Genomic DNA, 25,617 nt, shown 5'->3' with positions numbered 1-25,617 from the left:
AGGTTTCGGGGGCGGAAAAATCTGCCGCAACGGCATCAATTGCCGGGGAGGCCGGGCCGTTCGACCAGCGAAAAGCCCTCATTTTATTGATTTTTTCATCATGGCACGGCGTTTGCTGATCGCTCGGCGTGGGAAGCAAGGGCCGCGCTGTGCGGCATTGGTCGGAGTTCTCGCCATGATGTTTGCACTGGGCACCGTGTCCTCCGCGCTGGACGCCATCAAATCGCTGACCTCGTCGAGTTCGTCGTCCGGGCAACCGGCCGGAGGCTTTGGCGAGCCCGCAACAAACCCGTTCGATCTCTCCAGCAACGCTCCGGTCGCGTCAATCGTTGTGCCGGCTTCGGGTGGGCTCTCGCAACTGGCGCCGGCGACCATGAGCGAGCTGCTGGCGGCGCAAGGCCAGTGGTCGACATCGGCATCCGCGCCGACCGGCCCGTGGGGCGCGCTGCAGGACCTGTTCTCGAAGATCGACGCCAACGGCGACGGCGGGATCAGCAAATCGGACTTTGAAAACGCGCTTGGCGCCGGCGGTACCAACCTCGCGCAGGCCGACGAGGTCTTCAGCAAGCTCGACACCAATGGCGATGGCACGGTCAGCCTTGGCGAATTGTGGTCGGGGCTGAAGGGCAAAGGTTTTGATGGGGACCACCATCATCAGGTCTCCGGCGCCAGCACCGGCGGCGGCCAGAGCACGACCGGCGGACCAAGCTCCGATCCGTTGCTGCAGGCGTTGACCGGCGCATCCGCCACCTCGGTCACCAACAGCAACGGCTCGACCACGACCTCGTTGACGTTTGCTGACGGCTCGGAGGTGACGATGACGCTGCCCGCGGCGACCACGGTCACCAGCACCGCGATGTCGTCCTACAACCTTCTCGAGCAAATGATTCAGCGCGAGGCGCAGGCGGTTTCATTCTCGGTTACCACCCCGTCGTTTTCGTTCACCGCCTGAGACGGTTTTTCGACCTAAACGCTTGCGAATATCACGATCGAAGAATGCGCCGCATAAGAGTTGGGTGCTATCCGAACCGGTCCCTCCACGCCGGCAGCGCGCCGGGGAACGGCAATGCGGTCGCCGCGTAGACGCCGCGGGCGATGGCACGGGCGGTGACATTGGCCGCGGCCATTCCCAGTTCGGTGAGGCCGGCCAGCGGATCGACGGGCTTTTCGCCGGTAGCCGCGGCGAACACCACATCGCCATCGAGTGGCGCATGCACCGGATAGATCGCGCGGGCAAACCCGGTCTGCGCGATCATCGCCAGCCGCTTGGCCTGGGCCTTGGTCAGTAGCGCGTCGGTCACGACCACCGCCAGCGTGGTGTTCTCCACGGCGGTTGCCGCCGCGCCGCCCTTGATACGCATGGTCAGCATCTGCGGCGTGAACGCGACAGGCAATCCGCGTCCGCCATATTCGCCGCCGATCTCGAATGGTGCCGCCCAGAACCAGGGCCCGTCGCCGACCGTGACGGAGCCTACGGCATTGACGACGACCAGCGCCGCGACCCTGACGCCGCCTGGTGTCGCCGCCGATGCCGAGCCGATCCCGCCCTTGAAGTTCGCGGTGGTGGCGCCGAGCCCGGCGCCGGTGCTGCCGAGCGCGAAATCGGTGCCGGTGGCGGCCGCCGCCGCATAGCCGAGATCACGGTAGGGCGAAAAACGCCCCCAAGCCTTGTCGCCGCCGTTCAGAAGATCGAACAGGATCGCGCCCGGCACGATCGGAATGACGGCGTCGCGCACCACAAAGCCGCGGCCCTGTTCGGCGAGCCAGGCCTGCACCCCGCCTGCGGTATCGAGCCCGAATGCCGAGCCGCCGGACAGCGCGAGGGCGTCGATCCGCTCCACGGTGTTGGCGAGGTCGAGCAAGGAACCTTCGCGCGTACCCGGACCGCCGCCGCGGACATCGATCGCCGCCACAGTCGGTCTGTCGAAAATGATTGCGGTGACGCCGGACGCGAGTTTTGCGTCATCGGCATGCCCAACGCGAACGCCCGATATATCGGTGAGGAGGTTGTTCAAGTTGCTCTTTCTTCGACCTCTCCCCGCGAACGGGGAGAGATCGAGAAATCGCCGCTGCGCCGTCCTACGAGCCCTTCGGGTTGATCTCGGTGTAGCCGCCGTTGGCGTCCCACCTGTAGACGACGTAGTCGATCAGTTTGATATCGCCCTTGGCGTCGAATTCCATCTTGCCGATCACGGTATCCCAGGAGCCGGCCTTGATGGTGTCCATGACTTTCTTCGGATCGGTGGTGCCGGCTTTTGTCGCCGCCTGTGACCACACCTGCATCGCGGCATAGGTGTAAAGCGTGTAGCCTTCGGGATCGATATTCTTGGCCTTGAACTTCTCGACGATGGCCTTGGCGGTCGGCTTGTTGCGCGGATCGGGACCGAAGGTGAACAGCGTGCCCTCGCCGGCAGGTCCGGTGATCGAGGCGAACTCCTTGTCGGCCAATGCGTCGCCGGCCATCAGCACGGTTTTCATGCCCTGGTCACGCATCTGGCGCAGGATCAAGCCTGCTTCCTGATGGTAGCCGCCGACAAAAACCAGATCGATGTTTTCGCGCTTCAAACGCGACACGATGGCGTTAAAGTCCTTGTCGCCCTTGTTGTAGGATTCGTGCATCTTTTCGGTAAAGCCGGCCTTGTTGAGCGCCTTCTTGGTCTCGTCGGCGAGACCCTTGCCGTAGGTGGTCTTGTCGTCGAGGATGGCGACGTTTTTGCCTTTGTAATTCTTGATGATGTACTCGGCCGAAACCAGCCCCTGCTGGTCGTCGCGGCCGCACACGCGCGCCACGTTCCACAGGTTGCGTTCGGTGAACAGCGGATTGGTCGAGGCCGGCGTGATCTGCAGGACGTTGCCTTCGGCATAGGCTTCCGACGCCGGGATCGACGACGACGAACAATAATGCCCGGCGACGAACGGGATCTTGGCGCTGGCGATCTTTTCCGCCACCGAGCGCGCCTGCTTCGGATCGCAGGCATCGTCCTCGACGTCCAGCGCCAGTTTTTTGCCGAGCACGCCGCCGGCGGCGTTGATATCGGCGACCGCCTGTTCGGCGCCATTCTTCATCTGGCGGCCGAATGCGGATTCGCCGCCCGTCATCGGGCCCGCCACGGCGATGGTGATGTCCTGTGCCAGCGCTGCCGTCGATAGCGCCAACGATGCGCCCAATGCCAGGCCGATGAGCTTCAATGATTTCATGTGGAGTCCTCGCGGTGATCGTTACGGAAAGTGCCCGGCAGACCGCCGGGATCGAAAATCGCGCCTATTGTCGGCTGATTTTACCGCGAAGTCATCGGCAATTTTGGGGCAAATCCGCTCCCGAAGAACTCACGCCCGTCTGCCGCCCTCCAGATAGGCGGCGCGGATTTCCGGGCGCTGCAGCAGTTCGGCGCCGGTTCCGGCAAGCGTAATCAGCCCGTTGACCATGACATAGCCGCGGTGCGCCAGCCGCAGGGCGTGGTTGGCGTTCTGTTCGACGATCAGCACGGTGAGGCCGTCCTGCCGGTTCAGCGTCCGGATCGCGTCGAAAATCTGCCGGGCGATCAGCGGCGCCAGCCCCAGCGAGGGCTCGTCCAGCATCAACAGGCGAGGGCGGCTCATCAAGGCGCGGCCGATCGCCAGCATCTGCTGTTCGCCGCCGGACAGGGTGCCGCCGCGCTGGGCCATTCGCTCCTTGAGGCGGGGAAACAGCGTCAGTACGCGCTCGAGCCCGGCGGCGCGGTCGGCTTCGCCGCTGTCGGTGGCGTCGGCGCCCATCTGCAGGTTTTCCGCCACACTCATGCGCGGGAAAATCCTGCGCCCCTCGGGCGCCTGGGCGATGCGCAGTCTCGCGATCTGATGGGTCGGCAGATCGGTGATATCGCGGCCATCGAACAGGATCCGGCCCGCACGCGCGCGAGGTTTGCCGAAGATCGTCATCATCAGGGTCGATTTGCCGGCGCCGTTGGCGCCGATCAAGGCGACGATCTCGCCGGGGTTGATGTCGAGATCGACGCCCTTCAGCGCCTCGATCTTGCCGTAGGCCGCGCGCAACGACCGGATCGCGAGCAGAGGGCTTGCGGATGTCGCGGTCACGCTCCGCTCTCCATCACCGCGATCGCTTCTTCCTCGTCGGCGCCGAGATAGGCCGCGATCACCCTGGGATCGTCGCGGACGTCCTGCGGGGTGCCCTCGGCGATCTTGACGCCGTAGTCCATCACCACGACATGATCGGAAATCTCCATCACCACCGACATGTCGTGCTCGATCAGCAGGATCGAGGTGCCCTGGTCGGCGCGGATCGAGAGCAACAGCTCGCTCAGCGCGGCACTTTCACGCGTGTTCAGTCCGGCGGCCGGCTCGTCCAGGCACAGCAACGCGGGCTCGGTGCACATCGCGCGCGCGATTTCGAGCCGACGCTGATCGCCGTAAGGCAGGTTGCCGGCGGCGTCGTCGGCGCGGTCGAGCAGTCCGATGCGGTCGAGCCAGAGTTGCGCGAGGTCGATCGCGCGTTTCTCCGCGGCGCGCCACGACGGCGCGCCGATCAATCCCAGAAACGTCAGTCCCGAGGCGAGCATCAAGGCATTGTGCTGCGCGACCATCAGGTTCTCGAGCGCGGTCATGCCGGGAAACAGCCGGATGTTCTGGAAGGTGCGCGCGACCTTCGCCAGCTTGGATATCCGGAAATCGTTCAGCCGCTCGAGCTGGAAGGCGCGGCCGTCGTCATGGATCAGCCGCATCATGCCCGAGGTCGGCTTGTAGAAGCCGGTGATGCAGTTGAAAACGGTGGTCTTGCCGGCGCCGTTCGGTCCGATCAACGCGGTGATCTTGCGCCGCTCGGCGCCAAACGACAGGTCGTTGACGGCGACGATGCCGCCAAAGCGCATCGACAGGCGATCGACGGTGAGGATGGAATCGCCGCTCATCCGTGCCCCTCCTTGACGAGATCGGACGAGATCGCCTGGCTATGCCTGAGGAAGACGGTCGGCGCACGATGGCCGATCAATCCGCGCGGCCGCCAGATCATTAACAGCACCATCGCCACGCCGAATACCAGCATGCGATATTGCTCGAGACCGCGAAACAGCTCGAAGCCGCCGATCATGGTCAGCGCGGCGAGGGCGACGCCGAGTTGCGAACCCATGCCGCCGAGCACGACAATCGCCAGCACCAGCGCCGATTCCTGGAAGGTGAAGGATTCCGGGCTGATGAAGCCTTGCCGGGTGGCGAAGAACGCGCCGGCGAAGCCGCCGAACATGGCGCCGGTGGCGAACGCCGTCAGCTTGGTCGTGGTGATATTGATGCCGAGCGCGCGGCAGGCGACTTCGTCCTCGCGCAACGCTTCCCAGGCGCGGCCGATCGGCAGTCGCCGCAGCCGGATCGTCACCCAGTTGGTGAGCAAGGCAAGCCCCAGGATCAGGTAAAACAGAAACACGATGCGGTGGGTCGGCGAGAACTCGATGCCGAGTTTTGCGGCAAGGCCGTCGGGGCCGGGGACCAGCGGGATGCCGAAAAATGTCGGGCGCGGAATCCCGGAAACGCCATTGGGGCCGCCGGTCAGGCTTTGCCAGTTGATGATGACAAGGCGGATGATCTCGCCGAACGCCAGCGTCACGATGGCGAGATAGTCGCCGCGCAGCCGCAGCACCGGAAAACCGAGCATCATGCCCCAGAACGCGGCGAGAATGCCGGCCAGCGGCAGGCAGACCCAGAACGACAGCCCGAAATTGGTCGCCAGCAGCGCGTAGGAATAGGCGCCGACCGCATAGAACGCGACATAGCCGAGGTCGAGCAGTCCGGCGAGGCCAACCACCACGTTCAACCCCCATCCCAGCATCACATAGGTCAGCACCAGGATGCCGAGATCGAGGATGTAGCGCTGGTCGTAGAAAATCACCGGCACCAGGAACGTGAAGATCAGCAGCACGGGTGCGATGCCGCGGCGCGCGACCGCGAGCGTGCTTTGCAACCGCGGCGGAATGATCCTGATGGTGCCGACCGGTCCCCACCACTGCCGCAGCAATTCGACGATGATGCTGCCGCCGAACACGGCGGCAACCATGGCGGCGAGGTCGCCGAATCTCGTCCAGTAGATCAACTGCCCGGTGGGCCCGGCTTCGGTGCGGATGCCGATCATCAGCGAAAACAGCACCAGTGCGACGAGCGCGCTGATCAGGGCCTTCTTGAGGATGAAGGCGATGCCGGGCGCGCGCGGGATTTGCGTCAGCGCGGGCGCAGCTGTTGTCACGCCGTCGCCCATCAAACTTTTTCAACTTCGGGCCGGCCCAACAGACCCGTGGGCAGGAAAATCAGCACGATGATCAGGATCGAGAACGCCGCGACGTCCTTGTACTCGACGGAGAAATACGCCGACCACAGCGTCTCGATCAGCCCGATCGCAAGCCCACCCAGCATCGCGCCGGGCAATGAGCCGATGCCGCCGAGCACCGCCGCGGTGAATGCCTTGATGCCCGCGACAAAGCCCATGTAGAAATCCACCAGCCCGTAATACAGCAGGTACATCATGCCGGCGACCGCGGCGAGGGCGGCGCCGATCACGAAGGTCATGGAGATGGTGCGGTCGACGTCGACCCCGAGCAGGGCCGCCATGGTCTGATCCTGTTCGCAGGCGCGCATGTCGCGGCCGAGCCGGGTTCGCGCCACCAGCCAGGTGAAGATCGCGAGCAGCACGATGGTGGTGACGACGACGATGATCTGCACGTTGGACAGCCGGACCACGAAACCGTTCTGTTCCAAGAGCGTGTAGCCGCCGGTGATGATCGGCGGCACCGGCTTGACCCGCGCGCCCTGCGCCACTTGCGAATAATTCGACAGCACGAACGACATGCCGATGGCCGACAGCATCGGGGCTAGGCGGAACGAATGCCGCAACGGCCGGTAGGCGATGCGCTCCACCGTCCAGCCATAAAGTGCTGTGATCGCCATCGACACCAGAAGCACGATCAGCAGGATCACGGGAACCACGGTCAGCCCGATCGAGACCAGGATCAGGAACGAGATCAGCGCGATGAAACCGCCGATCATGAAGATATCGCCATGGGCGAAATTGATCATGCCGACGATGCCATAGACCATGGTGTAGCCGATGGCGATCAGGCCATAGATCGAGCCCAGGACGATGCCGTTGATCAGTTGCTGGGCGAAATAATCCATGCGCTGCCGCTGTCTGGAGGATTTTCCGGCAAATTACGCGGCGATGGCCCCGGCAGCCGGAACGACGCGTCGTCTCATTTTCTAACAGCGGGAACCCGGTGCGGCAACAGCGTGAGGTGCGGCTTAAAGGGCTTGTACAGGGCTAGTTTCAGGCCGGTTCCGGCAGCCGCCTCACTATTTGATGATCGCCCCGGAACCGAAAGTTCCCTTGAAACCAATTCCCGGGTTTCCGGTTATCCCGCCGTTACGTGCAACAAGGGAGATCGCGATGTCCAACCCGAACCAGAATCCGGGCCAGCAGAACCAGAACCCGGGTCAGAAGCCCGGCCAGCAGCAGCAGGATCCGAGCCGTCAGGGACAGCACAATCCCGGCCAGAAGGGCGATCGCTAGTCGAAGCTAACTAAAGCGAGAGCAAGGAAAGTCCCGCCGCAAGGCGGGATTTTTCTTTTGCGGGTTCCTGTCATCCCGGCGAACGCCCGATGACATTGCCCCCTGGCGATTAAGGTAAACAAAGGGTTTAAATTGCCCGCCGCAGTTTAAGCGAGTTACCTCGCTCCCCGAAGCCGCCGCTCCGTTGGGATGCGTAGCGGACAAGCGGGAAGCGACATGTCCATAAACTCCACCAACTGGCGGATCAGCACATTCAACGGCGCGCTGCTGGCGGCCTATTTCATTCCGACCTGGACCATCGTCGCCTTCAGAATCATGATTTCGCCGATCCACGGCTTTTATGAGCGGCCCAATATAGCGGTCGCGTTGTTCGTCAGCGATTATCTGCACGCGGGGGCAATGACCACGGTCCGTCTCGCCTGGCTACTGGCATTGGGCAAGCTCACCGTGGTGGCGTTTTTTGCGATCTTCCTGGTTTTCATCACCCGCGCCGCGATCCGCAAGGCAGGCGGCTGCGACGAAGCGCTGGCGATGGCGCTTGCCATTGGCAGCACCATCAGCTTCGCCAGCATGGTAATGGCATCGCGGGTGGGCGAGACCGCGGCACTTCGGTTGCATGCGACGGAATTGCTGATGCTGGTCGGCACCGCGATCGTGCTGCTGGTCGAACGTCCCGCCCAACCGCGGATCGAGCGCAGCGCGGCATCGGGCGGATCTATCCCTTCGGCAGCCCCAACTCCGCTATGACGGCGGACGCCTCCTTGACGGCGTGGTTGGCGGCGGGCACGCCGCAATAGATCGCCTGCTGCAGCAGGATTTCCTTGATATCGTCAGGCGCAAAACCGCCTTCCGTAAGCGCTGCCCGCACGTGAAGGCGGAATTCATCCCATTGGCCGAGCGCGACCAGGGTGCCGATCACCAGCACGCGCCGCGTGCGCTGGTCGAAATGCGGCCGGGTCCAGATTTCACCCCACGCATAGCGCGTGATCAGGTCCTGGAAATCCGAGTTGAACGAATTCCGGTTGGCGACGGATTTGTCGACCCAGGCGTCGCCAAGCACCTTGCGGCGCTGGACCATGCCGCCATCCCTGCGTTTTTGATCGTCCATTGAAAGTCTTTCCTCCTGTCGTTGCTTTGCTTTTGCAATGACGACATTCATGTTTTCTGATCGAGCGAAGCAAGCAGCCGGTCGATCAGCGCCTGCGAGACGCCCTGATAGGCCATCGGCTCGAACAGTTCGGCGATTTTCTTTGTACTCAGATGCGCGGTAACTTTTGCATCCTTGGCCAGGACCTCGCGCAGGTCCTTCTTGCCGGCAACGGCTTTTTTGCTGGCGGCCTCGACCAGATCATGGGCCGCGCTCTTGCCGATCTTCTCAGCCAGCGCAAACGTTACCGCCTCGGCCATGATCAGGCCGCGGGTGGCGTCGAGATTGACGCGCATGCGCGCGGCATCGACTTCCAGTCCCTCGGCGATATCGACGGTGGCAGCGAGCGCGCCCGAGGTCACAAGCTGCAGCATCGGCAGGGTCGGCCATTCCGCGTGCCATGGCCCGGCGCTGCGCTCGTGATCCTGCACCTGGGCGGCGAAAATCGTCGCCGCCAGATTGGGCGCCATGGTGGCTGCCGCCAGCGCGGTTGCGGCCGCAACGGGGTTGCGCTTGTGCGGCATGGTCGATGAGCCGCCGCGGCCTTCGCCCGAGGGCTCGAACGCCTCGGCGACATCGGTCTGCATCATCAGCGACACGTCGCGCGCGATCTTGCCGCAGGTGCCCGCCAGAATCGCAAACACCGAAGCGGCTTCCGCGATGCGGTCGCGATGGCTATGCCACGGCGCCTCCGGCAGCGGCAGCTTGAGCTGCTGCGCGAGTTTCTCGGCGACCAGCCATCCTTTGTCGCCGAGCGCGGCCAGCGTTCCCGCAGCACCGCCGAACTGCAGCGCCAGCGTCTCGCCGCGCAATCGACGTAGTCGCGAGCGCGAACGATGCAGCGCCGCGGCATATTCGGCGAGCTTGAGTCCGAACGGCATCGGCAGCGCGTGCTGCAGCCAGGTGCGCGCCACCATGGCGGTATTGCGATGTTGCCGCGCCAGTCCGGCAAAGCCCGCGATGGCGCGGTCGAGATCGCCCACCAGCGCGTCGATCGCCGCGCGCAAGGTCAGCATCGTCGCGGTATCGATCACGTCCTGGCTGGTGGCGCCCCAGTGCACGTAACGCGCGGCCTCCGCGTCGGCCCGGGCGACCTCCGCCGTCAGCGCCTTGACCAGGGGAATCGCAAGGTTGCCGGACCGCGTCGCGGCCTCGGCCAGCGCTGCCAGATCGAATGCGCTTGCCTTGCAGGCTTTCGCGATCGGTCCGGCGGCGCTTGCCGGGATGACGCCGACCGACGCTTCGGCGCGCGCCAGTGCGGCTTCAAAATCCAGCATGTACTGCAGATAGGCCGCATCGTCGCAGATCGCGCGCATGGCGGCGCTCGACAGCATGGGCGCGAGCAAAGGCGAAAGCGAAGTGCTCATGATGCGCGCGACCTAATCATCCCAGGCTGCCCCTGCCAATCCCAAAGCACGGATTCCGGGCCGTTCGCAGTGTGTTGCGCTGCGAATATGCATCGCTCGTCATCCGTTCGTCCTCTTCCTTTTAGGGCGTCCGTGCTTTACTTGGGAGTCAAGACGGGCGAGGCGAGGAGGAATTCCCATGGCCATGACGATGAACGGCGAAGTCCAGCTTGCGGCGTCGCGTGAGGCGGTGTGGGCCAAGTTGAACGATCCGGCAGTGCTCAAGACCTGCATTCCCGGATGCGAAGAATTGGACAAGACCGAAGACAACGGTTTTCGCGCGGTCGCCAAGATGAAGGTCGGGCCGGTGTCCGCCCGCTTCAAGGGCCGGGTGACGCTGAGCGATCTCGATCCGCCCAACGGCTACAAGATTTCGGGCGAAGGCGAGGGCGGCGTCGCCGGCTTCGCCAAGGGCGGCGCCACCGTGGCGCTGGCCGACAAGGACGGCGGCACGCTGTTGACCTACAACGTCGAGGCGCAGATCGGCGGCAAGCTGGCCCAGCTTGGGCAGCGGCTGATCAACGGTTCAGCCAAGAAACTGGCCGACGAGTTTTTCGCCAATTTTGCCAAAGCTGTACAGGGTTAGGCCGGTGCAAGAATAGCCAGGATCACGCAAACGTCGAATTCGGGGCGTCAGCCATGAGGTTGCTCATTGCCGGGATGGCCCATATTATGCCCTTGGAATGATTTACTGACTGCGCTGCCGTGCAATGCGGCGATGCAGATGAAGAGAGTGCTGAATGGCCAAGATTTCCCTGATCGTGAACGGCAATCCCGTCAAAGACAACATCGATCCCCGCACCCTCCTGGTGCAGTTCCTGCGCGAAAATCTGCGGCTGACCGGCACCCATGTCGGGTGTGACACCTCGCAATGCGGGGCCTGCGTCGTGCACCTCGACGGCAAAGCGGTCAAGTCCTGCACCACGCTTGCGGTGATGGCCGATGGGCACGAGATCAGGACCATCGAGGGTCTTGCCGCCGACGGCGCGCCGCTGCATCCGATGCAGGAGGCGTTCCGCGAGCATCACGGCCTGCAATGCGGCTTCTGCACCCCCGGCATGATCATGACCGCGGTCGATATGGTCCACCGCAAGGGCCATGACCTCAGCGATCACACCATCCGTGAAGAGCTGGAAGGCAATCTCTGTCGATGCACCGGCTACCAGAATATCGTTTTATCGATCGCCGCCGGCGCCAAGGCGATGGCGAACTCCGATCTCGCGTAACGACGCACGGCGGCCAAGGAATACTGATCAGGATACTTCATGTACGATTTCAAATATCATCGTCCGGCGACCGTGCGGCAGGCCGCCAACCTCCTGCTCAAGAACGAGGACGCCAAGGTCATCGCCGGCGGCCATACCCTGCTGCCGGTGATGAAGCAGCGTCTCGCCAGTCCGCCGCATCTGGTCGACCTCTCCCATATCGAAGGGCTCGACGGCATCGAGATGAAGGGCCGCTCGCTGGTGATCGGCGCCACCGCCAGGCATGCCGATGTCGCCAGTTCGGCAATTGTCGGCGAGGCGATCCCGGCGCTGGCCGAGCTTGCCGGACTGATCGGCGATCCGGCGGTGCGCCATCGAGGCACCATCGGCGGTTCGCTCGCCAACAACGATCCGACCGCCGATTATCCCGCCGCGTGCCTTGCGCTTGGCGCCACCATCGTCACCAACAAGCGACGCCTGAAGCCGGAAGAGTTCTTCCAGGGACTGTTCACGACGGCGCTGGCGAGCGACGAGATCATCACCAGGGTGATGTTCCCGGTGCCGAAGAAGGCCGCCTACGTCAAATTCCGCAACCAGGCCTCGCGCTATGCGCTGGTCGGGGTGTTCGTCGCCAAGCGTCCGTCGGACGTGCGCGTCGCCGTCACCGGTGCCGGCTCCGAGGGGGTGTTCCGCGTCACTGCGTTCGAAGAGGCGCTGAAAAAGCGCTTCTCGCACAAGATGCTCGATGGCCTGACGGTGCCTGCCCAGGGACTGAACAGCGACCTGCACGGCAGCGCCGAATATCGCGCGCACCTGATCGCGGTGCTGGCGCGCCGCGCCGTCGAGGCTGCGACCGGCAAAGCCTGACCTTGCCAATCTCTGGCGCATCCGGACTGGATATCTCATGAGTGCATCGGCATTGCCAGCGTCCGTCGATGCGATGCTCGCGCTTCTGACCTCGCGCGGCTATCTGGCGGAGCGTTCGCTGGCGACGGTGACGTACCTGTCGCTGCGGATGGGGCGGCCGCTGTTTCTCGAGGGCGAGGCCGGCGTCGGCAAGACCGAGATCGCCAAGGTGCTGGCGGCGGCACTGGGACGAAAGCTGATCCGGCTGCAATGCTATGAGGGCCTCGATGTCGCCTCCGCCGTCTATGAGTGGAACAGTGCGGCGCAAATGATCGCGATCCGGCTTGCGGAAGCGGCCGGCGATACCGATCGCGAGCAGTTGTCCAGCGACATCTTCGCCGAACGCTATCTGATCAAGCGGCCGCTGCTGCAGGCGCTGGAGCCCGATGTGGCCGGCGCGCCGGTGCTGCTGATCGACGAACTCGACCGCGCCGACGAGGCGTTCGAGGCGTATTTGCTGGAAATTCTCAGCGACTTCCAGGTCACCATTCCCGAACTCGGCACCGTCAAGGCACAGCAGCCGCCGATCGTCATCGTCACCTCGAACCGCACCCGCGAAATTCACGACGCGCTCAAGCGCCGCTGCCTGTATCACTGGGTGGATTATCCCAGTGCCGAGCGCGAACTCGCGATCGTCAAATCCCGCGTGCCCGGTATTTCCGCAAAACTGTCGCAGCAGGTAGTCGGCTTCGTGCAGGCGCTGCGCGAGCAGGATTTCTACAAATCGCCCGGCGTTGCCGAAACTATCGACTGGGCCACCGCGCTGACCGAACTCGACGCCCGATCGCTGACCCCGCAGGTGGTCGGCGATACGCTCGGCGCGCTTTTGAAATACCAGGACGACATCGCGCGGATGCAGGGCGACACGCTGCAGAAGGTCTTGAAGGAAGCGACCGGCGAGAGTTGACGCGCGTCGCCCGTCATTCCGGGGCGCGCGTAGCGCGAACCCGGAATCCATAACCACGATCGGGGAGTATGGATTCCGGGCTCGCGCCAAAGGGCGCGCCCCGGAATGATAAGGAGTAAGTTGTCTGATGCCCATCAATCACCTTGATCCCCCGACCGGCCTGATCGCCGACAATGTCGTGGGCTTTGCCCGCGCGCTGCGCGCGGCCGGAATTCCGGTCGGTCCGGGGGCGGTGATCGATGCGATGAACGCGTTGCAGGCGATCGAGATCGGCAACCGCGCCGATGTCTTCACCACGCTGGAGTCCGTTTTCGTCAAGCGCCACGAGCATATGCTGATTTTTGCGCAGGCGTTCGAGCTGTTCTTCCGCGCCGCCGAAGACTGGAAACACATGCTCGATTCGGTGCCGCTGCCGGATCACGCCCGGAAAAAGCCGCCGCCGGCCTCCCGCCGGGTCCAGGAAGCGCTGTCGCAACCGCAGATGAGCGAGGTGCCGCAGGCCCGGGAGCAGGAGCTCAGGCTGTTGGTGTCGGACAGGGAAGTGCTGCAAAAAAAGGATTTCGCGCAGATGAGCGCGGCTGAAATCGCGGAAGTGACCCGCGCGATCGAACAGATGAGGCTGCCGCAGGCCGAATTGCGCACCCGGCGTTATCAGCCTGACAAGCGCGGCTTGCGGCTCGACATGCGCCGCACCCTGCGCGGGTCGTTGCGAACCGGCGGCGACATCATCTATATCCATCGTCTGGGGCGGATCGACAAGCCGGCGCCGATCGTGGCGCTGCTCGATATATCGGGGTCGATGAGCGAATACACCCGGCTGTTCCTGCATTTCCTCCACGCCATCACCGATGCGCGCAAGCGCGTTTCGGTGTTCCTGTTCGGCACGCGGCTGACCAATGTGACGCGCAGCCTGCGGGCGCGGGATCCCGATGAGGCGCTGGCGCGTTGCTCGTCGACGGTGCAGGACTGGGCCGGCGGCACCCGCATCGCCACCTCGCTACACACCTTCAACAAGCTGTGGGGCCGGCGCCTGCTCGGGCAAGGCGCGATCGTGCTGTTGATTTCCGACGGGCTGGAGCGCGAGGCCGATGCCAGGCTGGCGTTCGAGATGGACCGGCTGCATCGGTCGTGCCGCCGCCTGATCTGGCTCAATCCGCTGTTGCGTTACGGCGGCTTCGAGGCCAAGGCGCAAGGCATCAAAATGATGCTGCCGCACGTTGACGAATTCCGCCCGGTGCATAATTTGAGTTCAATCCAGGGGCTGGTCGCGGCACTTTCGTCCGCCTCGCCGCCGCACCATGTTAGCCGTATCCGCCCCGCAGCTTGAAAGAGGCTCCCATGCTCAATCGCGACGAAGACATTCTGAAAGCGGCTGAGGACTGGCAAAAGGCCGGCCACGGCGTGGCGCTGGCCACCGTGGTCGAGACCTGGGGCTCGGCGCCGCGGCCGGCGGGCTCGAGCCTCGTGATCAACGACGACGGCACCTTTCTCGGCTCGGTCTCCGGCGGCTGTGTCGAAGGCGCGGTTGTCACCGAAGCGCTGGATGTGATCGCCAGCGGCCAGCCGAAAATGCTTGAATTCGGGGTCGCCGACGAGACCGCCTGGAATGTCGGCCTATCCTGCGGCGGCACCATCCGGGTGTTCGTCGAGAAAGTCGGCCAATCGTGAAACTGGAGACGCTGGCAGAGGTCAATGTCGAGCGCGCGGCGCGGCGGCCGGTGATCGTGGTCACCGACACCGCCAACGGCGAGCAGCGACTGGTGAAGGCAAAGGATATCGCCGCCGATCCGCTGCGCGCCGAGCTTGCCAAACAATTGCGCATGGGCAAGAGCGGCATGATCGAGGCCGCGGGCAAGAAACTGTTTCTCAATGTCTATGCACCGACCGCCAAGCTCGTCATCATCGGCGCGGTTCATATCAGCCAGGCGCTGGCGCCGCTGGCGCGCTCGCTGGACTATGACGTGACGGTGGTCGATCCGCGCACCGCCTTTGCCAGCCCCGAGCGATTTCCGGACGTGCCGCTGATCGCCGAATGGCCCGACGTGGCGCTGCCGCCGCTCAATGTCGATCACTACACCGCGTTTGTCGCGGTGACCCACGATCCCAAGATCGACGATCCGGCGCTGCTGCACGCTTTCGAGCGCGATTGCTTCTACATCGGCGCTCTCGGGTCGCGAAAAACCCATGCCAAGCGCGGCGAGCGCCTCAGGGCGCAGGGCGCCAAGGAAGCCGATATCGCCCGCATTCATGCGCCGATCGGCCTCGACATCGGCGCGGTATCGCCGTCGGAAATCGCAGTCGCGATCATGGCCGAGATCACCGCGCAGTTGCGGTTGCCGAAAGAGAACGCAGCATGAAATTCGGTCCTGCCAGCCCGGCGGACGCGATCGGCGGCGTCACCGTGCATACGCTTCGGCAAGGGCCGCTGGTGCTCAAGAAAGGCACCACGATCGGTCCTGCCGAGGTCGAGGCGCTGACCCAGGCTGGCGTCAGGGAAATCGTCGTGGTGCGGCTCGAGGACGGTGATGTCTCCGAAGATGTCGCGGCGGCCAGCATCGCGCAGGCGGTGGCCGGCGATGGCATCAAGGTCGAGCGCGCCTTCACCGGCCGCGCCAATCTGTTCGCGGCCAGGGCCGGCATGCTGGTGGTGGACCGTGCGGCGGTCGACCGCATCAACGGCGTCGATGAAGCCATCACATTTGCGACCCTTGCCGCCTACAAGCCGGTGGTCGAAGGCGAGATGGTCGCGACCGTCAAGCTTATTCCGTTCGGCGTCGAGGCAACGCTGCGGGATGCGGCGGTTGCCGCGGCAGGCAAAGACGTGTTGTGGATCGCGCCTTACGTCATCAAGCGCGTCGGCATCGTCTCGACCCTGTTGCCGGGGCTGGCGCCGAAGGTGGTGGATAAGACCTTGCGGGTCACCGCGGAGCGGCTGGCCCCGGCCGGAGCCGGCATCATCGCCGAGCGGCGCGTGCCGCATGACGAGGTGGCGCTGGCTACAGCGATCAAGGAATTGCTCGGGCTTGGCGCCGAACTAGTGATCGTGTTCGGGGCTTCCGCGATTGCCGACCGGCGCGACGTTATACCGGCGGCGATCTCCGGCATCGGCGGCGACATCGAGCATTTCGGCATGCCGGTCGATCCCGGAAACCTGCTGCTGATCGGCAACGCCGGCGGCGTGCCGGTGCTGGGCGCGCCCGGTTGCGCGCGCTCGCCGGTGGAGAACGGATTCGACTGGGTGCTGATGCGCCTGTTGGCGGGGCTCAAGGTCACGCGAGCCGAACTCACCGGCATGGGCGTCGGCGGGCTGCTGATGGAAATCGTGACGCGGCCGCAGCCGCGCACCAACCTTGGCGCCGATGGCGATCGCCAGGTCGCCGCGATCATCCTGGCGGCGGGGCGTTCGACCCGGATGGGCGGCTCCAACAAGCTGTTGGCCGAACTCGGCGGCAAGACCCTGGTGCGGATCGTGACCGAGCAGGTGCTGGCTTCGAAAGCGCAGGGCGTGATCGTCGTGACCGGTCATCAGGCCGAGCAGGTCGAGAAGGCGCTGCAAGGCCTCAAAGTGAAATTCGTGCGCAATCCCGATTTCGCCGGCGGGCTTGCGAGTTCGGTCAAGGCCGGCATCGCTGCGGTGCCCGCCGATGCCGCCGGCGCCGTGATCTGCCTCGGCGACATGCCGCTGATCGATGCCCGCCTGATCGACCGGCTGATCGAGGCGTTCGCGCCGGATCGCGGCAATTTAATTGCGGTGCCTGTCAGCGATGGCAGGCGCGGCAATCCCGTGTTGTGGTCGCGGCGTTTTTTCAGCGAGTTGATGACGCTCGACGGCGACATCGGCGCCCGGCATTTGATCGCCAGGCACAGCGAGGCGGTCGCCGAAGTCCCGGTCGAGGGCCATGGCGCTTTTTTGGACATCGACACCCCGCAGGCACTCGCCGATGCGCAGCGGAGCAAGCGCCAGCCTGAGCGTTTGTCGTAAGGCGCGGCCCCCAAGCCTTTATCCGACTCCGGGAAACCGTTTTCAAACCTCTCGTTCACCAAGTTGAAACGTCCCCTCGGGTAGATTCGCGCTTGCATGCCTCGGGGAGGGGATCTTGACGTCTTTTACTACTGCACAACGCCGCGCCTTGTTTGTTTTCGCGCTGACCTTGGCGATATCCGGCTCGCGATTCGTCACCGAAGCGTGGGCGGTGGGCGCGCTTGCGGTCGGCAAATGCGGCGCTTACGGCCAGGCCTTTGACCATGCCGCCGAGGCCGGCGCGCTCGCCGCGGCCCGCAAGCAGTGCAAGGGCGAATGCACCACGGTGACCATGAAACGCGCCTGCGCGGCATTGGCGGTCGACATGGCCGATCCCTGCGGCGCCCACGGTTACGCGGTCAAGCCACGGATTTCGAGTTCGCTGAACGCGGCGACGCGCAAATGCTATGAATTAGGCGGCAAGGAATGCGTGATCCGCGCCTGGGTTTGCGACGCCAAGGGCTAGCTGCAACAGACCGGTCAGGCAATGGCCCTTGCATTTGCGCGAGGGCCTTTTCTTTTGGTTTCCGGGACCGGGTTCGTTCGTATGTCGAAGGCCGACTACGCTTCACGCGCCTACCGGGGGGCGGGCGCGGGAGTCCCGGGGGCGGCGTACGGGGGAGGCTGGGTCAAGGTCGATCCGCTCGGCGAAGGATTGATCAGGCTGTTGCCGGACGGATTTAGATAGCTGGGGGTGGCGGCGGGGGCGCTGCCTGCTCCATTGCCCAGGCCGGTTGTCCGGTTGCTTGTCGATCCGGTGGTGGTGCCGCTTGTTGAACTGCCGCCGATGGAAGTGCCTCCGCTCTGCGCAACTGCGAACGTGCTTGAAAGTGCGAGTGCCGCGGCGATCCCGATACTGGCAAACCTCATGGTGTTCTTCCTTTCCTGGCGATGAAGGCAAAAGCTTCCGCGTGGAGATAGGTTCCGCATCGAACCATCAACTGGGTGTGTCCTCGGTCGAAGGCGCGCTGTTGGGGCATTTTCGGGAAGTCCACGTCCACTGGAGCTGTGCCTTTACTCTTCCGGTGGGTGGAACAAATCGCGGTAGTCGGTTGTTTTGGGAGGAGGAAGCCAGATCAGGGAATTTCAAATGCCCTGTACGCGACCCATCAGGCGCTTTTACCTGACACCGCCCGCCGTTCCGACATTCCTGATTTCGGTGTTGTTGGCCGTGGTGGCGTTGCTTGCGGTATATGGGCACTTCCCGCAGCTGCACAGCATTGGAGGGTTCACCCTGCTTTTGATTGCCTACGTTGTTCTTCTCCTGGGAACGCTCTTGCGCGGGATTTGAGCCTCCCGGTAGATCTACGCCAATATGTTTGTGCCAAATTCGCAGGAGGTCAGCATGCGAACGGTTATGTTGGGGGCAATTTGCGCCATTGCAATGGTCGCGAACGCAAACGCTGCGATCAGGGAAGAGCCGGTCACCTATACGGACGGTGAGGCCACCATGAAGGGCTTCGTCGTGTACGACGACGCCACCCAAGCCAAGCGGCCCGGGATCGTCATGGTGCATGAATGGTGGGGCATCACCCGGCATATCCATAACGAGGCGCGGAAGCTGGCGCAGCAGGGCTACACGGCCTTCATCGCCGACATGTACGGCGACGCCAAGACCGCCGACAATCCGAAGGACGCCGGCGCGCTGTCGGGTTCGGTGATGAAGAACCCAACGGTGATGGAGTCGCGCTTTAACGCAGCGCGGGAGCAACTCGCGAAGCAAGCCTCGGTCAATCCCCAGCGGATCGGCGCCGTCGGTTACTGCTTCGGCGGCGCCGTCGGTTACTGCTTCGGCGGCGCGGTCGTGCTGAACATGGCGCGCGCCGGCGCTGACCTCGCCGCCGTTGCGGGCTATCACGCATTGCTTGGTCTCAATACCCCGGCGCCGGCGCCGGGAGCCGTCAAGGCCAAGATCCTCATCCTCAACGGCGCCGACGATCCTTTCGTCAAGCGTGAGGAGTACGACGCGCTCAAGAAGGATTTCGACGCGGCGAAGATCGATTATCGGGTCATCAAGTATCCCGGCGCGGTGCACGCGTTCACGAACCCCGAAGCCACCGAACTCGGCAAGAAGTTCAACCTGCCGCTCAGATACGACGCCAAGGTGGATGAGGAAGCGACGGCCGAAGCGACCAAGTTCCTTGCCGCCGACCTTCAAAAATAGCCAGAAAGGCCACCCGCTGGGTGGCCTTTTCCATCGGTGGCCCGCGCCTCACCACCAGTTCGGTTGCGCCTGACGATAGTATTGGCCGCCGCGCGGCCGCGGATTGCCGGTTTGCGGGTCCGAATTGCGCTGGAAAAAGAAGCCAAAGCCGCCGTCACCCCAGGAATTGCCGCTCGCAACCAGGGCGTCGGTGGTCGGCCGGCGCGTCACAAAGCCGCCCTGCGGCTGGTTGTTGAGCACCGCGACGAACTCGGTGCGATAGTTGGTCTCGCGGCTCAGCGGCTCGTCCGAGACGATGATCGAGGATCGCGGCAACGCGGTCGGCGCGATGCGGTCGAGCACATCCTGCGGGACGGTGATGCGGTCGAGCGCGTCCTTGGCGTCGTCGCCGTTGTCGATGGTGACCGCGGTCCAGCGCAGGCCGGCGTCGTTGCGCGCCATCGCCGTGAACACATGCGTGCCGATCGGTTTGTCGGGATTGCGGATCGTGAGCGGAACCTCGATGGTGGCATCGAACACCTCGCCCCCGTCCGCCCACGGTTTATGCGTGTTGCGCCGGACGTAAAGCTTCTGCGTCGCGCGACTGATGTAGACCGAGACCGGCACGAGCGCGAGCTTCGCGTCGTTCGCCGCCCTGGCGGCGTCGGTCTTGCCGGTCGCGGCCGTCTTGGCGGCTTCCTTCGCGGCGGCGGCGGCGTCGAGCTTCGACTTCGCGTCGGCCTTGGCGGTGTCGAGCTGCGTCGCCAGGTCCGCGGCCTTGGGGACGGCCTTCTGCTTCAGGTCCTCCGCCCGCGCCTTGGCCTGGTCCGTCTTTGCGGCGGCGAGCGCCTTGTCGGCGTAAGCGAGTTCGGTCTCGGCGCGGGTCTTGAGCCATTCCAGCTTGCGCAGCGAGGCCGCGAGCGACGCTGTCTCGCGCGCTGCAGTCGCTGCGGCTTTCTTCGCCTCGTCGGCCGTCCTGGCGGCCTCGGTGGCCTCGCGGGCGAGCGTCTCGGCACGCGCCGGAGCAGCCGCGACGGCTTCCGCGTTCGGCACGAACAGCGCCGGGTGGGAAAACTCGACCGGGGCCGCGTCGTTCGGCGCGATGATCACCCGCATCCCGATCTGCGTCCTGTCGAACAGCTTCTCCGCAAAACCGTAGGGCATCCGCACGCAGCCGTGCGAGGCCGCATAGCCCGGCAGCGGCCCGCCGTGCAGCGCGATGCCGTTCCAGGTGATGCGCTGCATGTTCGGCATCCAGGCGTCGTCGTACATGCTCGAATGGTGGTCCTTGTCCTTCTCGACGACGGCGAAGACGCCGGCCGGCGTCTCGCGACCCGTGGTGCCGGTCGACACCGGCGCGCGCAGGATCCAGCCGTCGGCGTCGTAGAAAGTGACCTGCTGGCTCTTTATCGACACAATCGCCATGATCGGCTCGCCAGCATCGCGCGGCGCCGTCGCCTCGGTGGGCGGCGCGGGGCGCGCCTGTTTCGCCACCGCGTCGGCGGTCAGCGCCGTCAGCGCGGCCATCGCCGCGAGCGTCACAATGGCGACAGGCCCCCAACGCCGCATCGCCGCGGTGGATTGCGCCGTCGTAAATGGATTCGCCATGCCGTGCCCCGGTTGCAATGCCCGTCCGCGCTTGCGTCGATCAAGTGCCAGATCGCGATTTCTGGATCAACCAACCGCCGCCACCATCCGCGCCGCCAATTCGCTCCAAGGACTATCGGCATGTTCCAGTGGCAAATCTCTCATATACGACAGCCCGCGCAGGAGGAAGGGTGGCTCGCGCCTGAATTGACACGGAACAGAAACAGAGCCGCTTGACTTGTGCCATTCGGCCGGCAAAATCACGCTCTCCGCGAAATCCGGTCCTGCATACCCGTCGGGACGAAAGTGCCAGTCAAAATCCAGGCGATTTGGGAGAGCGTTTTGCATAAATGGCAGCGATCGGTCCGCACGTTGGGTGCGCTTGTATTTTGTTACGCTTTCGGCGGCCTCGCGGGGCAGCCGGCTTACGCCGATGGCTCCGTGTCATCCCTGCGCATGGGCAACGGCGCGCCCACTCCAGCGGTGTTTGCGCAATTCCAGGCCGTCATCCAGCAGTATAATGCCTCGGGCGAGCGCTTCCGCATCGACTCTCACTGTCAATCCGCCTGTACCATGTTCCTTTCGATACGCAATGTCTGTATCGCGCCAGGCGCGACGCTGTTGTTTCACGCCGGCGGCTCGATGCAAAAGGGCATTATCAGCCCCGCCCGCACCCAGGAAATGCTCAGCACCTATAACGCCGCCTTGCGCCAGTATGTCACCGACAACCATTTCATGGACACGTTCGCCTTTCATCCGATTTCAGGTAGCGAAATCATCAGGCGCTTTGGCTACCCGGCCTGCCGGTAGGCACGAAAGCCAGGCGGGTTGCTGGCTTTGCCGAACCAGGCCCTGGTAGCCGGCACGTGCTGAGGCCCGACCCCGGTCGTGAGCTTCAGGCCGCGAAAGCCGCGAAGCATGCCGCCGACTACTGGCGGCATGCTTGTACGAAAGGTGCCGTCGCCCTATTTTTGCCGCCGCCGACCTAGAACATCTTCGGCAAGTCCAGCCGACTGGCCAAGCGCCACTATGGTCGGTCCGTCCGCTCAGGCTGGAACTCTTCTTGGCGGGCTACGACACTCAGGCACGGCAGCGTAGAAATGGCGATCAAGAGCAGGACTGATGACGGATCCTCAGATGACGCCTGAGATGCCCGATGTCGCGGAAACGGTGAAGTTTCTGCGACGTTTCGCCGACCTGATGTCCAATGGTCAAAACGCGAAATATCTGCATGGCGCGGCCGTTCTGCTCGAAACCCTGACCGACCGCGCAACCGCAGCCTTGGAGGAGGGGCAGCTTTGGCAGTACAAGTACGAAACTGCGATCCAGCACGCCGATGCGTTGGAAGCCGAATGCGACGCGCTCAAGCACGACATTGAAGGGCACGTCAATATCACATCTGCGATCCTGAGCGAACGCGACGCGCTCAAGTCGGCGCTGCAGGCACAGGAAGCGGAAACAGACGAGCTTCACGCCGCGTGGGGCCGTGAACGCGGCGAACACGCGGAAGCGCAAGCTAGAGCCGATGCGGAGTTTCGCGCTGCATTCGATCGCGAGCGCGGCTCGCTCAAGTCGGCGCTGGAGGCGCGCGGCGATGAACTTGGGCAGCTTCGCGGTGATTTGGCGCGCGAACGCGAGAATCGCGTGGCAGAATCGAAGGCCCATGAAAGCGAACTGTCTGAACTTCGTCTCGCCTTTGACCAGGAGCGCGCTGAATTGAAGCTCCAGCAACAGATGCTTGGCGATGAACTGGCGACAATTCGCGCTGCAAGTCGCAGCGAATACGACGCGCTCAAGATGAAGATCGCCGACCTTGAAACCAAACGTGCCGAGCTTCGCTCCATATTCGACCAGATCGGCAATCTGCGAAATCAGGCGCTCGGACATGGCAGCAGCGGCCGCTCCATTTCAGCCATCTCCCGGCTGGGCACGGAACTCAGTCCGCTTGCAGCGCAGCGGATCGACCCGGATCCTGCAGCGGGCGAAACCAATGCCGTCGTGCCGAAAACCACGCTACGTCAGGTCCGCGCTCAGTTTGAGTATCTTGCCAGGGAATTCATCGCGCTCGGAGATATCGCTTCGCAGGTCATGTGTGAGTTGGGGGCATACACCATGGATCTGGCCCTGGATGCCGGCGGAGAGATCGATGCTTTGCCGGTTACCGACGCAGCGCTGAAGATTCTCACTCCCCCGGCTTCGACTGCCCCGGTGATTGCACACACGCCGTGAGTGTCGTCGCATCCGTTGCGCTGGACCGCGCACTCAGATTTGAATCGCGTCGCCGCAGCCGGCCGTCTATGCTGTGCTCATGTCGCGCCTGATGTTTCTGTCGATTGCTGTCGTCCTGTCGCTGCTGCCGGCCGTCGCGCCGGCTGCGCCGGCTCACAGCCGGCCGGCGCCACGCTGGCACGGCTACGGCTTCCTGCCCGGCTATCACCAGCCAACGAATAACAGCCTTCCGCCCTACGCCCAGAAAGCCGCGGTCTCGCGCATGGCGCGCCATAACCGGCGCCCCTGGTATATCGATCCAACCCCGAGTTATTACGGCTACGACGGCGACTGGCACTATTTCGGCCGGCCGGGCTTTTACGATGGTCGCTACAATGGCGGCAGCTTCGGTCCTTGCTGGACGCGTACGCCGATCGGCCCGGTCTGGAATTGCGGCTGACAACCCTTATTGGTTGAATATCGCGCGCCCGTGCATCCGCCTGCCGGCCACGGCCGCTGTCGGCGAAGCGACGCTGCGACACAAAATTCGAATCCCGATCACCAGCAGGGGCCATCATGCAATTCGACACCAAGATCGCGGTCGTGATCCGGACCGACCTCGAAGCGTGGCAGAAGCTGAATGTCGCCGCGTTCCTCAGCGGCGGCATCGCAGCGGCGTTTCCCGAATGCATCGGCGAACCCTATGAGGACGGCTCAGGCACCAAATATCAACCGCTGATCGGCCAGCCCATCCTGATCTACGGCGCCGACCGGCCGGCGCTGAGCCGCGCGCTGGAGCGGGCGCTGGCGCGAAACGTCAAGCCCGCGGTCTATACCGAGGACATGTTCAGGACCACGCATGATGCGGCCAACCGGGCAGTCGTCAAAGCGGTGATCCGCGCCGAACTCAATCTGGTGGGTCTCGCCGTGCGCGCCGAGCGCAAGGTGATCGACAAGATCGTCGACGGGTTGAAGTTTCACAGTAAAGCCGAGCCGGACCAAACGACTGCCCGCGATCGGCCGAGGGACGGCTTTCTCGACCCCGGTCACCGAGGGGGATGACGCGCGATATATTGGTGTTGATGACCGGCTCGCCTAAGATGGTCAGCGTCCGCTGGGTGATGACCCACGACCAGATACGGACGGGAGGGAAGCAAAATGAAAGCATCGATATTTTGCCTGCCGAGCGTCGGCTCGCGCGCCGAGATCGAGGCCGGCATGGCCGCGACCAGGCCGGAGCTCTACCAGCGCATGCTGAGAGAGCTGACCGAACTGGTCAAGCTTGCCGACGACCTCGGCTACGATTCGGTGAGTTTTACCGAGCATCACTTTCACATCGAGGGTTTTGAGGTTTCCAACAACCCCGTGCTGCTCGATCTCTACTTCGCGATGCAGACCAAGCGCATCCGCGTCGGCCAGCTCGGTATCGTGCTGCCGGCCGCCAACCCGATCCGCGTCGCCGAGGATATCGCGATGCTCGATCACATGACGGGAGGGCGGGCCTGCGCCGGCTTCGCCCGCGGCTACCAGCGGCGCTGGGTCGACGTCATGGCGCAGCAGACGCACGGCGTCTCCGGGACCTTGCCGCATCAGCATGATGCGATCGATCAGGCCAACCGCGAGGCGTTCGAGGAGAACTGGCAGATCATCAAGAAATGCTGGACCGAGGAGATGCTGACGTTCAAGGGCAAGTACTGGAAGATACCGGCCGGCGCAACGCCCTGGGATCTGGAGACCACGGTGAAATACGGCAAGGGCGTCGAGAACGGCATGCTGACGTCGGTGGGCGTGGTACCGAAGCCGCTGCAGAAGCCGTATCCGCCGGTGTTCCTGCCGTTCGCGTCGTCGCCGGGTTCTATTCGCTGGGCCGCGCAAGAGGGCGTTACCGCGATCCTGCCGCCGATGCATGAGGCCTACGCGTCACCGCTGTACGACCTGTATGCCGAGGTGTCGGGAAAGCCGCGCGGGCAGGGCACCGGCCTGTTGCGCGATGTCATCATCGCGGACACCGACGAGGAGGCCATGGCGTTGTGGGAGGACTCCGGGCGTTTCTCCGGCAAAGCGTGGTTCGAGCCGTTTGGCTTCCGCCGCGGCCTGATGGACCCGGTGACGAAGAACTTTGCGACCGCAAAGGAATCGATCGACCTCGGCTACGCCCTGGTCGGCACCGTCGATACCGTGACGCGCGCGCTCGAGGCCAACATGAAACGGCAGCCGGTCGATTGGTTGTTCTGCTACACCTACAACGCGCTGGTCCCGCACGGCAAGTTGATGAAATCGACCGAGGCGTTGTGGACCAAGGTGCTGCCGAACTTCATGTGAGTCACCGGAATGCCCGTCTTCGGTTTCCGTCGTTGGCACTTTGCGGACTTCAGGCGATGTCCGACTTGAGTCCGCTTTCGGGAGAATGGCGGAAGTCGCGCTTCAGGGCCATGAGGTCCGCTTTTGATGCTGTGGACGGCTCCTCCACCGGCACATCGGTGCCATGGATGTGGGGGCTGTTAAGGCTCCCACGATTCAAAGGAGCGAGCCATGCAGACGATC

General features: G+C 64.0%; 26 protein-coding genes and 1 pseudogene. 18 read left to right on the top strand and 9 right to left on the bottom strand.

Annotated features, from left to right (window positions below; all coding sequences use genetic code 11):
* The first annotated feature begins 175 nt into the window (after positions 1–175).
* A complete protein-coding gene (locus tag E7813_RS01970) occupies positions 176–952 on the top strand; it encodes an EF-hand domain-containing protein (RefSeq protein ID WP_291570340.1) in 777 nt (258 codons plus the stop codon).
* A gap of 67 nt (positions 953–1,019) precedes the next feature.
* Here the strand turns inward: E7813_RS01970 and E7813_RS01965 are convergent, their stop codons facing one another.
* From E7813_RS01965 to E7813_RS01940, 6 genes are all read right to left on the bottom strand, one after another.
* On the bottom strand, positions 1,020–2,015 hold the full coding sequence (locus E7813_RS01965; protein WP_291570339.1) for a P1 family peptidase: 996 nt from the start codon (positions 2,013–2,015) through the stop codon (positions 1,020–1,022).
* A 64-nt stretch (positions 2,016–2,079) separates the two neighbouring features.
* Positions 2,080–3,198 carry a branched-chain amino acid ABC transporter substrate-binding protein gene (locus E7813_RS01960; protein WP_291570338.1) on the bottom strand — a complete coding sequence of 373 codons (1,119 nt, stop codon included), beginning with the start codon at positions 3,196–3,198 and terminating at the stop codon, positions 2,080–2,082.
* Between the two features lie 129 nt (positions 3,199–3,327).
* Complete coding sequence (locus E7813_RS01955) at positions 3,328–4,074, bottom strand: ABC transporter ATP-binding protein (protein WP_291570337.1); 747 nt, start codon at positions 4,072–4,074, stop codon at positions 3,328–3,330.
* A complete protein-coding gene (locus E7813_RS01950) occupies positions 4,071–4,904 on the bottom strand; it encodes an ABC transporter ATP-binding protein (RefSeq protein ID WP_291570336.1) in 834 nt (277 codons plus the stop codon). The genes E7813_RS01955 and E7813_RS01950 overlap by 4 nt, the downstream gene beginning before the upstream one ends.
* Positions 4,901–6,205 carry a high-affinity branched-chain amino acid ABC transporter permease LivM gene (gene livM / locus E7813_RS01945; RefSeq protein ID WP_291570386.1) on the bottom strand — a complete coding sequence of 435 codons (1,305 nt, stop codon included), beginning with the start codon at positions 6,203–6,205 and terminating at the stop codon, positions 4,901–4,903. Before livM ends, E7813_RS01950 begins: the two co-directional genes overlap by 4 nt.
* Before the next feature lie 32 nt (positions 6,206–6,237).
* On the bottom strand, positions 6,238–7,152 hold the full coding sequence (locus tag E7813_RS01940) for a branched-chain amino acid ABC transporter permease LivH (protein ID WP_291570335.1): 915 nt from the start codon (positions 7,150–7,152) through the stop codon (positions 6,238–6,240).
* Positions 7,153–7,420: 268 nt separating this feature from the next.
* Between E7813_RS01940 and E7813_RS01935 the strand changes: the two genes are divergently transcribed.
* Positions 7,421–7,543 (top strand): hypothetical protein, encoded by a 123-nt coding sequence (locus tag E7813_RS01935; RefSeq protein WP_291570334.1) that lies wholly within the window; start codon positions 7,421–7,423, stop codon positions 7,541–7,543.
* Positions 7,544–7,759: 216 nt separating this feature from the next.
* Positions 7,760–8,290, top strand: a complete 531-nt coding sequence (locus E7813_RS01930) for a hypothetical protein (protein ID WP_291570333.1) — start codon at positions 7,760–7,762, stop codon at positions 8,288–8,290.
* On the opposite strand, the gene E7813_RS01925 is transcribed toward E7813_RS01930, so the two are convergent.
* Positions 8,259–8,651 (bottom strand): carboxymuconolactone decarboxylase family protein, encoded by a 393-nt coding sequence (locus tag E7813_RS01925; protein ID WP_291570332.1) that lies wholly within the window; start codon positions 8,649–8,651, stop codon positions 8,259–8,261. The two genes, E7813_RS01930 and E7813_RS01925, sit on opposite strands and share 32 nt — an antisense overlap.
* A 47-nt stretch (positions 8,652–8,698) precedes the next feature.
* Entirely contained in the window at positions 8,699–10,057 is a 1,359-nt protein-coding gene (locus E7813_RS01920; RefSeq protein WP_291570331.1) for a 3-carboxy-cis,cis-muconate cycloisomerase, read from the bottom strand.
* Between the two features lie 178 nt (positions 10,058–10,235).
* On the opposite strand from E7813_RS01920, the gene E7813_RS01915 reads away from it, so the two are divergent.
* The 10 genes from E7813_RS01915 to E7813_RS01870 all read left to right on the top strand — a co-directional run bounded on the left by E7813_RS01915 (position 10,236) and on the right by E7813_RS01870 (position 19,299).
* Complete coding sequence (locus E7813_RS01915; protein ID WP_291570330.1) at positions 10,236–10,682, top strand: carbon monoxide dehydrogenase subunit G; 447 nt, start codon at positions 10,236–10,238, stop codon at positions 10,680–10,682.
* A 154-nt stretch (positions 10,683–10,836) separates the two neighbouring features.
* The gene (locus E7813_RS01910) at positions 10,837–11,322 is read left to right on the top strand and encodes a (2Fe-2S)-binding protein (RefSeq protein ID WP_291570329.1); all 486 of its coding nucleotides are present in this window, start codon (positions 10,837–10,839) and stop codon (positions 11,320–11,322) included.
* A gap of 39 nt (positions 11,323–11,361) precedes the next feature.
* Positions 11,362–12,168: a xanthine dehydrogenase family protein subunit M gene (locus tag E7813_RS01905; RefSeq protein ID WP_291570327.1), complete on the top strand. Its 807-nt coding sequence runs from the start codon at positions 11,362–11,364 to the stop codon at positions 12,166–12,168.
* 37 nt (positions 12,169–12,205) lie between these two features.
* Positions 12,206–13,114, top strand: a complete 909-nt coding sequence (locus E7813_RS01900) for a MoxR family ATPase (RefSeq protein WP_291570325.1) — start codon at positions 12,206–12,208, stop codon at positions 13,112–13,114.
* Between the two features lie 127 nt (positions 13,115–13,241).
* Entirely contained in the window at positions 13,242–14,441 is a 1,200-nt protein-coding gene (locus E7813_RS01895) for a VWA domain-containing protein (protein WP_291570322.1), read from the top strand.
* Positions 14,442–14,452: 11 nt separating this feature from the next.
* The gene (locus E7813_RS01890; protein WP_079543614.1) at positions 14,453–14,782 is read left to right on the top strand and encodes an XdhC family protein; all 330 of its coding nucleotides are present in this window, start codon (positions 14,453–14,455) and stop codon (positions 14,780–14,782) included.
* Positions 14,779–15,471: an XdhC family protein gene (locus tag E7813_RS01885; RefSeq protein WP_291570316.1), complete on the top strand. Its 693-nt coding sequence runs from the start codon at positions 14,779–14,781 to the stop codon at positions 15,469–15,471. The genes E7813_RS01890 and E7813_RS01885 overlap by 4 nt, the downstream gene beginning before the upstream one ends.
* A complete protein-coding gene (locus E7813_RS01880) occupies positions 15,468–17,096 on the top strand; it encodes a molybdopterin-binding/glycosyltransferase family 2 protein (RefSeq protein ID WP_291570314.1) in 1,629 nt (542 codons plus the stop codon). The genes E7813_RS01885 and E7813_RS01880 overlap by 4 nt, the downstream gene beginning before the upstream one ends.
* A gap of 115 nt (positions 17,097–17,211) precedes the next feature.
* Positions 17,212–17,601, top strand: coding sequence for a DUF4189 domain-containing protein (locus E7813_RS01875; RefSeq protein ID WP_291570312.1), 390 nt, complete (start codon positions 17,212–17,214; stop codon positions 17,599–17,601).
* Positions 17,602–18,519: 918 nt separating this feature from the next.
* Positions 18,520–19,299 carry a dienelactone hydrolase family protein gene (locus E7813_RS01870; RefSeq protein WP_291570310.1) on the top strand — a complete coding sequence of 260 codons (780 nt, stop codon included), beginning with the start codon at positions 18,520–18,522 and terminating at the stop codon, positions 19,297–19,299.
* A gap of 48 nt (positions 19,300–19,347) precedes the next feature.
* Here E7813_RS01870 and E7813_RS01865 read toward each other — a convergent pair whose 3' ends face one another.
* Complete coding sequence (locus E7813_RS01865; protein WP_291570308.1) at positions 19,348–20,886, bottom strand: L,D-transpeptidase; 1,539 nt, start codon at positions 20,884–20,886, stop codon at positions 19,348–19,350.
* A gap of 435 nt (positions 20,887–21,321) precedes the next feature.
* Between E7813_RS01865 and E7813_RS01860 the strand changes: the two genes are divergently transcribed.
* The 5 genes and pseudogenes from E7813_RS01860 (at position 21,322) to E7813_RS01840 (ending at position 25,395) form a co-directional block, all read left to right on the top strand.
* The gene (locus E7813_RS01860; RefSeq protein ID WP_291570306.1) at positions 21,322–21,675 is read left to right on the top strand and encodes a hypothetical protein; all 354 of its coding nucleotides are present in this window, start codon (positions 21,322–21,324) and stop codon (positions 21,673–21,675) included.
* A 312-nt stretch (positions 21,676–21,987) separates the two neighbouring features.
* Positions 21,988–23,094 carry a hypothetical protein gene (locus tag E7813_RS01855; protein ID WP_291570304.1) on the top strand — a complete coding sequence of 369 codons (1,107 nt, stop codon included), beginning with the start codon at positions 21,988–21,990 and terminating at the stop codon, positions 23,092–23,094.
* Between the two features lie 79 nt (positions 23,095–23,173).
* Positions 23,174–23,533: a hypothetical protein gene (locus E7813_RS01850; RefSeq protein WP_291570303.1), complete on the top strand. Its 360-nt coding sequence runs from the start codon at positions 23,174–23,176 to the stop codon at positions 23,531–23,533.
* 116 nt (positions 23,534–23,649) lie between these two features.
* Positions 23,650–24,057: pseudogene (locus E7813_RS01845) on the top strand (DUF2000 family protein); the annotation flags it as partial.
* 174 nt (positions 24,058–24,231) lie between these two features.
* Positions 24,232–25,395: an LLM class flavin-dependent oxidoreductase gene (locus tag E7813_RS01840; RefSeq protein WP_291570301.1), complete on the top strand. Its 1,164-nt coding sequence runs from the start codon at positions 24,232–24,234 to the stop codon at positions 25,393–25,395.
* Positions 25,396–25,617 lie beyond the last annotated feature (222 nt).

The sequence above is a fragment of the Bradyrhizobium sp. genome (assembly GCF_004799405.1).
In the GTDB taxonomy this organism is placed as follows: Bacteria; Pseudomonadota; Alphaproteobacteria; order Rhizobiales; family Xanthobacteraceae; genus Bradyrhizobium.
Note: the sequence above shows the minus strand (reverse complement) of the source record. Positions and strands in the feature narration are given on the sequence as shown.